This is a genomic window from Streptomyces sp. NBC_01551, from assembly GCF_026339935.1.
Classification (GTDB): Bacteria; Actinomycetota; Actinomycetes; order Streptomycetales; family Streptomycetaceae; genus Streptomyces.
Genome location: NZ_JAPEPX010000001.1, coordinates 3678687 through 3690478 on the forward strand (window position 1 = coordinate 3678687; position 11792 = coordinate 3690478).

Genomic DNA, 11792 nt, shown 5'->3' on the forward strand with positions numbered 1-11792 from the left:
GGTGACGCGCTAGTGCCCTGACCCGGTCGCCTTGAAGTCCTTCGGCACCATCCACACCACGAGCACCAGCACCGCGCCCGCGATGGCGATGGAGACGTACGAGGTGGTGGTCAGGGCGCTGTCGAAGGCGTCCCGGGCCCGGTCCAGCAGTGCGATGCCCTCGGCGGCCGGCAGCCGCTCGGCGAGTTCCTTCGCGCCCCCGATCGACTCGGCGGCGCCGGCCGGGGCGCCCGCCATGTGCCGGGCGTAGGCGGCCCCGTGGATGGACCCGAGCAGCGCGACGCCGAGGCCCACGCCCAGTTCGTACGAGGTCTCGGACACGGCGCCGGCCTGCCCGGCTCGCTCGGGCGGGACCGCGGAGACGAGCACGGAGGCGGCGGTGGTGACGGCGAGGCCGTCGCCGAGCCCGATGGAGATGAGGAAGACGGCGACGTAGGCGTACGAGGTCGGCTGCGGGGCGAGCGCGAGCAGGACGAACCCGGCGACCAGACCGGCCAGACCCAGCGCCATGGCGGCGCGCACGCCGGGGCGGTGCATCAGGGCCGGCGCCAGCAGCGAGCTGACCAGCATCGCGAGCGCGGTGGGGAGGGTGCGCAGGCCGGCCTCGAAAGGCGTGTACCCGTGGACGTACTGGAGCCACAGCGACACCAGGAACAGCGCGGCGCCGGCGGCGAGCATGGCCATCAGGGTGGTGAGCGCGGCGGCGGTGAAGGGCGGGTTCCGAAAGAGCCGTACGTCGAGCAGCGGATCGGGGAGCTTCAGCTGCCGCCGGGCGAACCAGGCGAGGAGCCCGATCGCGACGAGCAGGATGACGAGGTCGGCGGCGGCCGGGCTGCCCCGGGCCACGTGCTTGATCCCCCAGGCGAGGGCGACGATGCCGACGACGGAGAGCACGGCGCTGGGCCAGTCGAGGGGGTGGCTGCCGGCGGCCTTGTACTCGGGCAGCAGCCAGACGCCGGCGATGACGGTCACGACCACGACGGGGACGTTGACCCAGAAGGCCGCGGCCCAGCCGTACCGCTCGACCAGCAGCCCGCCGACGAGCGGCCCGATGGCGGCACCGGCGCCGGCCACGGCGGCCCAGATGCCGATGGCGCGCGCCCGCTCGCGGGGGTCGGTGAAGATGTTCCGGATCAGCGAGAGCGTGGACGGCATGACCATGGCCCCCCCCGATGCCGAGGAGCACGCGCCCGGCGATGAGCTGCGCGGAACTCCCGGCGGTCGCGGCGACCACCGAGGCCACGCCGAAGAGCACGAAGCCGATGAGGAACAGCTTCCGGCGGCCGTACCGGTCCCCGACGGCTCCGGTGGTGACGAGCAGCCCGCCGAGGACCAGGCCGTAAATGTCGATGATCCAGAGCTGCTGGAGCGCGGTGGGCTGTAGATCATCGATGAGGGAGGGCAGCGCGACGTTCAGGATGGTGGCGTCCATCGCCACCAGCAGCAGACTCGCGCACAACACGGCGAGCATCGCCCAACGCCCGCCCCCGGCACTGCCTGCGTCATCCACGGCTCGGGCCACGGCATCCCTTCGGGGGCGCACAGCACCACAACGTGCCCGATAGGGCACATCTGCCCCAGTATGCGACGCATTTCCACCCCTCGCACAACCCGGTTCGGGGCACCCCGATTCACCCTGTAGACTTGGCGCCGCTGCTGATGAGCGCCTCCCTCACCCGGAAGACGTGTCTCCGCAGCGGCGCCGCCTTAGCTCAGTTGGCCAGAGCAACGCACTCGTAATGCGTAGGTCTCGGGTTCGAATCCCGAAGGCGGCTCTGTAGAAGCCCCAGGACTCACTCGCCGTGACCTGGGGCTTTTGCTATTTCCGGGATACTGCGCCGCCGCCGTGCTCCGGCCTGGCGTTGGCCTGGATCGGCGGGCCGTCGCCCCCCGCGCGCTGCGGACGGCTCGCCGAGTAAGACGTGTTGGCGCGGCCCGGCCTCTGTGGGGCGGGTGGCGCGGCAGCCGGCCCGTCGAGGCCCGGGGGTTGGCGACCGATGGGTTTCGGTTCGTCTACCGGGAGTCCGTTCCGGGGTGTGTCCGTTGCCAGGCCCAGCGGGTGAGGGCGCCGATGGCGAGCGACACGATGATGGCGCCCCAGTCGATGACGTGGGGGAGGCCGGGGAAGAAGGCGAAGAAGGCGAGGGCCGTCAGGGCGCCGGCGAGGAACGCGGCGGTGCCGGCGTGACGGAGTCTCGTGGGCGGGCGGTTCGGGCGATTCATGTGCGGCTCACTTTGTGATGTGGTGGCACTGACTGACCCGGCGCACGCCGTTGATGTGGAGGTGGGCGCAGGCTTTGCCGAAGCGGGGGAGGGTCTGCGGCGCGTTGTTGCGCATCGGGTGGATCTCGCACTCGGTGTGGGTCTTGCCGCTGGAGGTGCGGTACGTCTTGTTGTTGGTGTCCGCGTACGTGAAGTCGATGCGCCAGTTGCAGAAACCGGCGTTGAGGGCGCCGACGAAGCCGCAGTCGACGCCGGCGTTCTGGTAGGTGATCTTGCGGCCTTCGCCCCGGATGATGTGGGTGAACATGCAGCCCGTGGGGACCTTCATGGTCACGCCTCCGATCGGGTAGTCGAAGGTGGCGACGGGGGTCGATCCCGCGGCCGTGGCGTGGGCGGGTGCCGGGGATAAGAGGGCGAAGGCGGCCGCGCCGGCGACGGCGGCCGCGATGCGGGACGTGACGTTCGTGATCACGCTGGTGCGCTTTCGGTGGGGGTGCGGCTGTCGAGCGGAGAGCTGCTCTGGCCGCTCGCGGGTGCGCCCCGGCGCCGCCGTCCACTACGAAGAGTGATCAGCTGATGTGCATGCTGACCCGCTGATAGGCCTGGCTGCGTTGCGGGCACGGCACCCCGGCCGCAGCGGTCGCCGGGGGGTGGGGGCGGGGATAGCTTGGGGAGGTGGGGGCCGGGTCGCGTGTGGCAGGAGGCCGGGTATGAGTACACGGTGGTGTGGGGCCGCGGCCGGGGTGGCCGCGGTGGGGTTGGTCGTGGTGCCCCTGGGGTTCGGGGCGGGGTACGTGTCCGAGGGGGCGCCGACGCCCGGGGCTTCACCTTCCGTATCCGCGACCCCGCAAGGCGACGCGTTTCCTCGGCTCACGCCCGCCGTGGCCCGGCAGTTGGACCAGGTGGTGCAGAAGGTGATGGCCGACGCCAAGGTGCCGGGGGTGATGGTGTCGCTGTCGGCCCCCGGCAAGGGCGAGTACGTGCGGACCTTCGGCATCGCCGACAAGGCGACCCGTGCGCCGATAGCCACCGATATGTACATGCGGATAGGGAGCGAGACCAAGACCTTCACCGTGACGGCCCTGCTCCAGCTCGTCGACGAGGGCAAGGTCGGGCTGGACGACCCCATCGGGAAGTACGTGTCGGGCGTGCCCAACGGCGACCGGATCACCCTGCGCGAGCTGGCGGGCATGCGTTCCGGGTTGTTCAACTACTCCGAGGACGAAGGCTTCTTCAAGGCCCTGACCAGCGATCCTCGGCGGCCCTTCACCCCGCAGGAGCTGCTCGACTACTCCTTCAAGCACCCGGTGCTCTTCGAGCCCGGCGCGAAGTTCTACTACTGCAACACCAACCTGATCCTGCTCGGACTCGTGGTCGAGAAGATGACCGGGCAGAACCTCGCCGACTACGTCAACGAGAAGGTCACCAAGCCGGCGGGACTGGCCCACACCCTCTTCCCCAAGGGCGCGGAGTTCCCCACTCCGCACTCCCAGGGCTACACCAACCAGACCGCCACCGGAAAGGTCGAGGACGCGGCGGACTGGAACCCCTCCTGGGGCTGGGCGGCCGGTGCGATGATCTCCCGGCTCGACGACCTGAAGCAGTGGGCCAGGGTGCTGGCCACCGGCGAACTGCTCACGCCCGCCACCCAGGCGCAGCGGCTCAAGGTCGTCCCCGCCGCGGGTCTGCCCGACACCGGATACGGCCTGGGCATCTTCAACGTGGACGGCTGGATCGGCCACAACGGCTCGCTCCCCGGCTACCAGTCGCTGACCATCTACCTCCCGGAGCCCAAGGCCACGCTGGTCGTGCTGCTCAACACCGACATCTCCCATCAGGGCTCCGAACCCAGCTCCCTGTTCGGCGAGGCCATCACCAAGACGGTGACCCCGGACCACGTCTTCCGGCTGCCCGCCCAGCCGGTCCCCGGGTCGAGCTGAGCGGGCGCCCCCGCGCACAATGGCGTGCATGAGCAATCAGGCAGAGATCGTCATGCGCGCCGCGGACGAGGACGACATCGACACGGCGGCCGCCCTGTTCCGCGGCTACCTCGACTTCTACGAGGTCGCCGTCGAGGACCCGGACCGCCCCCGCGCGTTCCTCGCCGAGCGGATCCGGTCCGGCGAGTCCCTGGTCCTCCTCGCGGACGCGCCCGGGGCCGGCACGGTCGGGTTCGCGCAGGTCTACCGGACGTTCTCGTCGCTCGCCCTGCGCCCCATGTGGATCTTGTCCGACCTGTACGTGGCCCCGCCCGGGCGGCGCAGCGGCGCGGGCCGGGCGCTGCTGAGGGAGGTGCTGCGGCGCGCCGGGGCGGCCGGGGTGGCGGGCGTGCAGCTGGAGACGGCGTACGACAACCACGTCGCGCAGGCGCTGTACGAGGCGGAGGGCTTCGAACGCGACGAGTTCCACATCTACTTCCACGGGCTGAAGCCTTCGGAATGAGGCAGGCAATGAAGCAGCCGAGCAGCCGAGCAGCCGATGAAGCAGCCGATGATGCGGTCGGGGTGAAACATTCTCCCGTCCTCGTCGCGTCAGTGGGGTGAGGCGTACGCGAGGGGGAGTTCATGCGGCAGGGTCGCGGAGACAGATCAGGGTTCCGTGAGTTCGCGGCGGCGCGGTCGGGGCACCTGTACCGATCGGCCTGCCTGCTGACCAGCGGGGACACCCACCTCGCGGAGGACCTCGTCCAGGAGACCCTCGGGCGGATGTACCTGCTCTGGGGGCGGATCTCCCGGATCGACAATCCGGCGGCCTACGCGCAGAAGGTGCTGGTACGGGCCTTCCTGACCCACCGTCGGCGCCGGTCGGCGGGGGAGAGCCCGGTCGGGGAGTTCCCCGACGCGGGCGCGGCGGCTGGCGGCGGCGACGCGGCGCTGCGGATCACGCTGTTGGACGCCCTGGGGCGGCTGGCGCCCAAAGACCGGGCGGTGCTGGTGCTGCGGTACTGGGAGGACCGCAGCGTCGAGGAGACCGCCGACGCGATGAACGCCAGCTCGGCGGCCGTACGGACCCGCACCACCCGGGCGCTGGCACGGCTGCGGGAGCAACTGGGCTGCAGCCTGGCCGAGTTCGCCGAGCGTTGAGCCGATGCGTTGCCGAGTGGCCGAGTGGCCGAGTGGCTGAGTAGTTGAGTCGTTGGGCCGTTGAGTTGTTGAGCGCGCCGTTCCCTCTCCTTCTTTTTCTTACCCCGTGACGTGGAAGGTCTGGTTCCCCATGCCCTTTGAAGATGAGCTCGGCAATGCCCTCCGGCACGCGGGGGACGGATTCACCACTGACGGGCAAGCCCTCGTGGACGCCGGCGAGCAGCGCGGACGCCGGCTGGTGGCGCGTCGGCGGGCGGCCGTGGTCGGCGGGTCGGTGCTGGCCCTGGCGGTGATCGGTACGGGCGGCGCCTACACCGGCGGGCTGTTCGACGGCCCGGGCGGCTCTGGCGGTGCCGGGCAGGTGAACGTCGCCACGCCGCCGGAGGTGTCGAGCGGTCCGACGACGGCGCCGGCGGCCGGCGGCGCGCGGTCGCGGATGGGCAGCGGGGCGGTCTCCGCCGAGCAGCTGGTCACCGTACTCAAGCAGCTGCTGCCCGGAGGGAAGGTGTCCGGCACCAAGGCGCGGGGAACCGGCGACGTGGTGGGCCCGAGCGTCAGCGGCGTCTACGACGACGGCAAGGGCAAGGCGGCGATCGGCGTCAGCCTCTCGCGTACCGACCCGAACGGGCGGAGCACGGCGGACGGGCTCGAATGCCCCGACAAGGACACGCTGGACTACGACGACTGCACGAGCGAGACGCTCGCGGACGGCTCGAAGGTCATGATCTTCCAGGGGTACGAGTACCCCGACCGCCGCGTGGACACGAAGCTGTGGCGGGCCACGCTGGTGACCAAGCAGGGCTTCCAGGTCGAGGCCATGGAGTGGAACGCCCCGGCGGAGAAGGACGCGAAGGTCTCGCGGCCCGCTCCGCCGCTGAGCCCGGCGCAGCTCAAGGCCTTCGTCGACTCGCCGCTGTGGCACCCGGCGCTGAAGGACCTGCCGGCCGCCCCGCCCGAGGAGCAGACGTCCGGCCCGGCCCCCGCCGGGGCCGACGCGCGCCTCGTACTGGAATCCCTGGTGCCGAAGGAGAACGGGATCAAGGCCGTCTCCAAGGGCGGCGAGAACGACTACGCCTACATCGTGCTCGACGACGGCAAGGGCAAGTCGCTCGTGCAGGTGAACGTGCAGGCGAACATGGGGGACACGCTCGGGGGTCACATGGGCGGCAGCGACGTCCTGCCCGACGGCACCAAGGTGCTGGAGAAGAAGCAGCCCGGTGAGAAGGGCGGCCAGGGCGTGGTCTGGTGGTCGGTCGACACGCTGCGCCCGGACGGCCGTCGGGTGGTGATCTCCGCCTTCAACACCGCCAACCAGAACAAGCCGGCGACGCGGAAGGAGCCCATCCTGACGCTCGAGCAGCTCAGGGCGATGGCGCTCGACCCGAAGTGGTTCGGCTGACGGGGCGCGCGGGGCGCGCGGGGCGGGTGGGGTCGGTGAGGTCTCACTTGGCGTCGGCGTAGCACTCCACGATCGCGGTGGTGAAGGGGAACCGGACCGGGGTGTCGCCGAAGGCGATGCGGCCGGCCCGGTCCCCGGCGGCGCGGATGGCCTCGGCGACGGCCTCGGCCTCCTCGGCGGGGCAGTGCACGATCACCTCGTCGTGCTGGAAGAACACCAGCTCGGCCCGCATCCCGGCGGCGGCGATGGCCTGGCGCAGGGCCGCGAGCAGGAGCAGCGCCCAGTCGGCGGCGCTGCCCTGGACGACGAAGTTACGGGTGAACCTGCCGCGGGCGCGGGTGTTGGAAGAGGCGTAGCTGGGGGTCCAGGCGTCCTCGCGCTCCTGCGGGGCGGACTGGGGGATTCCGGCCTCGCCGTCGGTGTCGCCGTGCTCGGAGGCGGCCGGTGGCGGGCAGGTGCGGCCCAGCCAGGTCCGTACGAGGCGGCCCTCCTCGCCGGCCTTGGCGGCTTCGTCGACGTAGGCGACGGCCTGCGGGAAGCGGCGGCGCAGCGCGGCCAGGTTCTTGAGGCCGTCGCCGGAGGTCTGTCCGTAGACGGCGCCGAGGACGGCGATCTTGGCCATGTCCCGGTCACCGGCGAAGCCTTGGCGGGAGATGGCGGTGTAGAGGTCCTCCGGGCGGCCGGCGACCTCCATGAAGGCGGGGTCGCGGGAGATCGCGGCGAGGACGCGGGGCTCCATCTGGTCGGCGTCGGCGACGACGAGCCGCCAGCCGGGGTCGGCGACGACGGCCCTGCGGATCACCTTGGGGATCTGCAGGGCCCCGCCGCCGTTGGTGACCCAGCGGCCGGTGAGGGTGCCGGCGGGGATGAACTCGGGGCGGAAACGGCCGTCGTGGACCCAGTCGGCGAGCCAGGACCAGCCGTGCGCGGTGTAGATCCGGTACAGCTTCTTGAACTCGACGAGGGGTTCCACGGCCGGGTGGTCGAGTTCCTGGATCTCCCAGCGGCGGGTGGACTTGAGCTTGATGCCGGCTTCGGCGAACGCCTTGATGACGTCGGCGGGGAGTTCGGGGCGGACGCGGCGGCCGAACGCGTCGGAGATCCGGTCGGCGAGCTCCGCGAGGCGGCGCGGCTGGCCGCCGCCGGCGTAGCGCTCGCCGAGCAGTTCGGTGAGCAGGGCGCGGTGGACGTCGGCCCGCCAGGGGAGGCCGGCGCGGTGCATTTCGGCGGCGACGAGGAAGGCGGCCGACTCGGAGGCGGTCAGCAGGCGCATGCGGTCGGGGTGGGCGGTACGGGTGTGGCGGGCGGCCTGGTCGGCGTAGACGGCGAGCAGGGCGTCGAGGGGGAGGGGTGTGGGGCGGGGGTCGAAGAGGGAGTCCTGGGTGCCGGGCTCGGCGGCGCGCTGCGGGGGGTCGGGCGGGACGGGGGCGCCGGTGAGGCGGGCCCATGCGGCGGCGGCGGAGCGGGGTTCGCCGAAGCGGCCTTCGTGGCGGAGCAGGAGGAGTTCGGCGTTCTCGATGTCGTAGCAGCGCTCGACGGTCACGCCGGAGGCGAGGAGGCGGGGGTACACGGCGGGGGTGGAGCGCCAGATCCAGCGGGTGCCGGGGGGTGCGGTGGCGACCGCGTCGGCGGGGTCGCGGTGGCGGGCCGCCTGGGCGGCGCGGCCGTCTCCGCCGCTTACCGGGGCAGCGTGCCACCAGCCGTCGCCGTCCTCGGCGAGGGCCCAGCGGGCGGCGGGGTCGCTCATGGGTGCGAGTCTCCCACCGGCCACTGACATCCCGGCGCCGCCTCCACCGCTGGCGGGGCGGCATTTCCCGCCGGTGTGCGGGCGGTGGCCGCGGGGCGCGGCGCCGCTGCCGGGGGCCGCCCCCCGTGCACCCGCGCCTCAACCGCCGGCGGGGCTGGGGTTTCCCGGCCGGGGTGGTTGGGCGCCCGGCGCGGCTGGGCTGTGCCGGTGTTCGTGTGCCGGTGCGGAGCCGCTGCCGGGGGCCGGCCCCCGGACCCCCGCGCCTCAACCGCCGGCGGGGCTGGGATGGCTGGCGGGCTGGGATGGCCGGCGGGGCAGGGGTTGCCGGCGGGGTTGTGCCGTCCGGGTATGGGACCCGGGACGGGTAGGCGCGGGCGAGGGCGGGGGTGGCGCAGCGGACCCCCGTGCCGTTGGGCGGATACCGCCGGCCCCGCCCGCGGGTCAGGGGAGGGCGTTCGCGTAGACCGTGAGGGCGTCGAGCGGCGGGCGGGCCAGGAGGGTGGAGAGGGTGCCCTGGTCCGTAGCGGCGAGGAAGCCTGCCGCTATGGCCGAGTACGTGCCGATCAGCATCGGGACCTGGAACGGCGCCGCGCCGGAGGCGGCGGCCAAGGCTTCGCGGGTCGGGCCGAGAGCGGCGGGGGCGTAGGCGGCGCCCGTCGCCCCCGCGAGGTCCGCGCCGCTCAGGGCGCGCTCGCCGACCAGTTCGTACACCCGCCCGGCATGGGCCCCGGCGTCGAGGGACACCCGTACCGCCACCTCCGCCAGGTCCTCGCGGGCCACCGCCGCCAGCCGGCCCTCGCCCAGCGGCGCGGTGATCCGCCCGTCCGGCCCGGGGGCGGCGAGCCCCGCGAGGAGTTCCGCGTAGAGCCCGTTGCGCAGGACGGTCCACGCCGGCACCGTCGAATCCCGCAGCCGGCGTTCCGTCCAGCGGTGCGGGAGCGCGTACGGGAGGTGGTCCCCGGCCTCCGTCAGGCTGGTGTAGACGACGTGTCCCACCCCGTCCCGCTCGGCCGCCGCGATCACCGCCCCGTGGCGGGCGATGACCTGGTCGTCCTCCCCGTACCCGGCGGAGATCAGCAGCAGGACGTCCACCCCCGCGAAGTCCAGCGTGCCGGGCGCGTCGAAGTCCACCCGGACCTGGTCGGGGCCGTCCGGCCGACGCGTGCCGATCCGTACGTCGGGCCGGCCCGCCAGGCGCGCCGCGATCAGCGAGCCGAGTCCGCCCGAGGCGCCGGTCAGCATGAGCGTGGGGGTGGGGGTGGGTGTGGGCACGGGAAGTCCTTCGCGCTGACGGCTGTTGGTGATCAGGGAGAGCCGGATGGTCAGAGTGGGTCAGAGTGGTCAGGGACATCGTGTGCCGGGGGCGCGCGGCGCGTAAGGAGGCACTTTCATGTCAGCAGGGCACACCGGGGTAACCGGCACCCGGGTCACCGACCAGGCGTCGGCCGTCATCTCGTGCGACGACGACTGCGGGATCCGCGACGTCCTCGACCGGATCGGCGACAAGTGGTCGGTCCTCGTCGTCGTCCAGCTGGCGGCCGGCGTCCATCGGTTCAAGGAGCTCCAGCGCGCCGTGGACGGCATCTCCACCGGCATCTCGCAGCGCATGCTCACCCTCACCGTCCGCCGCCTGGAGCGCGACGGGCTGGTCTCGCGCACCGTGTACCCGACCGTCCCGCCCCAGGTGGAGTACGAGCTGACCCCGCTCGGCCACAGCCTCACCCACCTGATCAAGGGCCTCGCCGACTGGTCCCTCGTCCACCGCCCGCAGATCGAGGCAGCCCGCCGCGCATGGGACGCCACGGCGGACATGCCAAGCTGAGAGGCGTGAAAGACACCGTCGACCGCGCCTTCGCCGCCGCCCTCTACGCCCAGGACGACACCGGGCTGGACACCGGCGCCTCGCTGCTCGCCGCCGATCCCGGCCGGTGGGGCGAGGTCGCGCGGGAGCTGCTGGCGCGCGGGGAGGCGTACGTACGGCAGGCCTGGGAGCGGGGCTGGCAGCCGGCGGACGTACTGCGGCTGGTGCGGCGGGACCTCGATGAGCGGCACATACGGATCGCCGGCGACCTGATCGCCGGCGAGGCGCGCCGCTACGCCCGGCTGCCCGAGCGCTGGACCGACGCCGAGGTCTGGTGGACGGATGCCAAGGACGCCAGGGACGGACGCGGCGGCAAGGACGCCAGGGACGGGAATGGCGGCAAGGGCGGCAACGGCGCCAAGGACGGACACGGCGACGGCGCCTACGGGGAGCGGCTCGCGGCGCGTGAGAAGGCGGACCGGTTCAGTCTGGCGACCGCACTGCTGGAGGTGTTGCGGCTGCTGATCAGGCTGCCCTCCATCGAACCGGTGGGTCCGGTTCCCGGCGACCCCGCCGGCGACGCCCTGGAGCACGCGCACATCGAGCCGCGCATGCTCGGCCGGATCCGCGCGCTGCTCGCGAAGGCCGAGGCGACCAACTTCCCGGAGGAGGCGGAGGCGCTCAGCGCCAAGGCGCAGGAGCTGATGGCCCGGCACACCGTCGACGAGGCGCTGCTCGCGGCGAGCGGCAAGGGACCGGCCCAGGTGCCCGGGGCCTGCCGGATCGGCGTCGAGCCGCCGTACGAGGAGGCCAAGGCGGTGCTGCTGGACGCGGTGGCCACCGCGAACCGCTGCCGGGCAGTGTGGAACGGCGCCTTCGAGTTCTCCACGGTGGTGGGGTTCGAGAGCGATCTGGAGGCCGTCGAGCTGCTCTACACCTCGCTGCTCGTGCAGGGCACCGCCGCCATGACCCGCGCCGAGGCCGCCCAGCGCTCCGGCGGGCGCAAGCGGACCAAGACCTTCCGGCAGTCCTTCCTGCTCGCCTACGCCAGCCGGCTCGGCCAGCGGCTCGCGGAGGCGGCTGAGAACACCGCGACCGAGGCCCCGGACAACCTGCCCGCCCTGATCGCCCGCGACGTCGCGGTCGGCTCGCGGGCGGACGAGATGTTTCCGCGGACCACCACCACCCGGCTGCGCGGCGCCACCGACCACGCGGGCTGGGAGGACGGCACGGCAGCCGCCGACCGCGCCCACATGGGCAGCAAGCGGAACCCCCTGCCCCGCTAGTGCTGTGACCGGCAAACCTTCCCGGTCACAGCACTAGTCGCGCCCGGACTTCGTCGGTTCCGGATCGGCGTCCTGTTCGCCGCGCAGCGCCCGCGTCTCCGCCTTCAGGATGCGCAGGGACTTGCCGACCCCGCGGGCCATCTCGGGGAGCTTCTTCGAGCCGAACACCAGCAGGCAGACGATCAGCAGTATCGCCAGGTGCCAGGGTTCGAGGGCGTTCCGGAGCATGCGCGTACCCACCTTCCATGGACCC

12 protein-coding genes, 1 tRNA gene and 1 pseudogene are annotated in these 11792 nt (G+C 72.7%); 7 read left to right on the forward strand and 7 right to left on the reverse strand.

The window, feature by feature from the left end:
• Window positions 1-9 precede the first annotated feature (9 nt).
• Window positions 10-1155, reverse strand: a complete 1146-nt coding sequence (locus OG982_RS16495) for an MFS transporter (protein ID WP_266948789.1) — start codon at window positions 1153-1155, stop codon at window positions 10-12.
• 58 nt (window positions 1156-1213) lie between these two features.
• Window positions 1214-1471, reverse strand: a pseudogene (locus OG982_RS16500) (MFS transporter); the annotation flags it as partial.
• 230 nt (window positions 1472-1701) lie between these two features.
• On the opposite strand from OG982_RS16500, the gene OG982_RS16505 reads away from it, so the two are divergent.
• Window positions 1702-1775: transfer RNA gene (locus OG982_RS16505), tRNA-Thr, on the forward strand.
• Window positions 1776-2013: 238 nt separating this feature from the next.
• Here OG982_RS16505 and OG982_RS16510 read toward each other — a convergent pair.
• Window positions 2014-2223, reverse strand: coding sequence for a hypothetical protein (locus OG982_RS16510; protein WP_266948791.1), 210 nt, complete (start codon window positions 2221-2223; stop codon window positions 2014-2016).
• A 7-nt stretch (window positions 2224-2230) separates the two neighbouring features.
• Window positions 2231-2695, reverse strand: a complete 465-nt coding sequence (locus tag OG982_RS16515; RefSeq protein WP_266786075.1) for a hypothetical protein — start codon at window positions 2693-2695, stop codon at window positions 2231-2233.
• A gap of 238 nt (window positions 2696-2933) precedes the next feature.
• On the opposite strand from OG982_RS16515, the gene OG982_RS16520 reads away from it, so the two are divergent.
• From OG982_RS16520 to OG982_RS16535, 4 genes are all read left to right on the forward strand, one after another.
• Complete coding sequence (locus OG982_RS16520) at window positions 2934-4163, forward strand: serine hydrolase (protein ID WP_266948793.1); 1230 nt, start codon at window positions 2934-2936, stop codon at window positions 4161-4163.
• 28 nt (window positions 4164-4191) lie between these two features.
• The gene (locus OG982_RS16525) at window positions 4192-4665 is read left to right on the forward strand and encodes a GNAT family N-acetyltransferase (protein ID WP_266786071.1); all 474 of its coding nucleotides are present in this window, start codon (window positions 4192-4194) and stop codon (window positions 4663-4665) included.
• A 122-nt stretch (window positions 4666-4787) separates the two neighbouring features.
• Complete coding sequence (locus OG982_RS16530) at window positions 4788-5306, forward strand: SigE family RNA polymerase sigma factor (RefSeq protein ID WP_266948794.1); 519 nt, start codon at window positions 4788-4790, stop codon at window positions 5304-5306.
• A gap of 130 nt (window positions 5307-5436) precedes the next feature.
• Window positions 5437-6705 carry a hypothetical protein gene (locus OG982_RS16535; RefSeq protein WP_266948795.1) on the forward strand — a complete coding sequence of 423 codons (1269 nt, stop codon included), beginning with the start codon at window positions 5437-5439 and terminating at the stop codon, window positions 6703-6705.
• Window positions 6706-6748: 43 nt separating this feature from the next.
• Here OG982_RS16535 and OG982_RS16540 read toward each other — a convergent pair whose 3' ends face one another.
• Together OG982_RS16540 and OG982_RS16545 are read right to left on the reverse strand one after the other, a co-directional pair.
• Window positions 6749-8452, reverse strand: a complete 1704-nt coding sequence (locus OG982_RS16540) for a bifunctional 3'-5' exonuclease/DNA polymerase (protein WP_266786065.1) — start codon at window positions 8450-8452, stop codon at window positions 6749-6751.
• 441 nt (window positions 8453-8893) lie between these two features.
• A complete protein-coding gene (locus tag OG982_RS16545) occupies window positions 8894-9724 on the reverse strand; it encodes an NAD(P)H-binding protein (RefSeq protein ID WP_266948797.1) in 831 nt (276 codons plus the stop codon).
• A gap of 118 nt (window positions 9725-9842) precedes the next feature.
• Between OG982_RS16545 and OG982_RS16550 the strand changes: the two genes are divergently transcribed.
• Both OG982_RS16550 and OG982_RS16555 read left to right on the forward strand, forming a co-directional pair.
• Window positions 9843-10274 carry a helix-turn-helix domain-containing protein gene (locus OG982_RS16550; RefSeq protein WP_266786061.1) on the forward strand — a complete coding sequence of 144 codons (432 nt, stop codon included), beginning with the start codon at window positions 9843-9845 and terminating at the stop codon, window positions 10272-10274.
• 5 nt (window positions 10275-10279) lie between these two features.
• Window positions 10280-11539 carry a DUF2786 domain-containing protein gene (locus OG982_RS16555; protein WP_266948799.1) on the forward strand — a complete coding sequence of 420 codons (1260 nt, stop codon included), beginning with the start codon at window positions 10280-10282 and terminating at the stop codon, window positions 11537-11539.
• 33 nt (window positions 11540-11572) lie between these two features.
• Here the strand turns inward: OG982_RS16555 and tatA are convergent, their stop codons facing one another.
• The gene (gene tatA / locus OG982_RS16560) at window positions 11573-11767 is read right to left on the reverse strand and encodes a Sec-independent protein translocase subunit TatA (RefSeq protein WP_266786057.1); all 195 of its coding nucleotides are present in this window, start codon (window positions 11765-11767) and stop codon (window positions 11573-11575) included.
• Window positions 11768-11792: the final 25 nt, after the last annotated feature.

Bases quoted from the DNA above. Each gene is read 5' to 3' on its own strand.
- OG982_RS16495 (WP_266948789.1), bottom strand. From the start codon at position 1,155: ATGCCGTCCACGCTCTCGCTGATCCGGAACATCTTCACCGACCCCCGC.
- OG982_RS16510 (WP_266948791.1), bottom strand. From the start codon at position 2,223: ATGAATCGCCCGAACCGCCCGCCCACGAGACTCCGTCACGCCGGCACC.
- OG982_RS16520 (WP_266948793.1), top strand. From the start codon at position 2,934: ATGAGTACACGGTGGTGTGGGGCCGCGGCCGGGGTGGCCGCGGTGGGG.
- OG982_RS16525 (WP_266786071.1), top strand. From the start codon at position 4,192: ATGAGCAATCAGGCAGAGATCGTCATGCGCGCCGCGGACGAGGACGAC.
- OG982_RS16530 (WP_266948794.1), top strand. From the start codon at position 4,788: ATGCGGCAGGGTCGCGGAGACAGATCAGGGTTCCGTGAGTTCGCGGCG.
- OG982_RS16535 (WP_266948795.1), top strand. From the start codon at position 5,437: ATGCCCTTTGAAGATGAGCTCGGCAATGCCCTCCGGCACGCGGGGGAC.
- OG982_RS16540 (WP_266786065.1), bottom strand. From the start codon at position 8,452: ATGAGCGACCCCGCCGCCCGCTGGGCCCTCGCCGAGGACGGCGACGGC.
- OG982_RS16550 (WP_266786061.1), top strand. From the start codon at position 9,843: ATGTCAGCAGGGCACACCGGGGTAACCGGCACCCGGGTCACCGACCAG.
- tatA (WP_266786057.1), bottom strand. From the start codon at position 11,767: ATGCTCCGGAACGCCCTCGAACCCTGGCACCTGGCGATACTGCTGATC.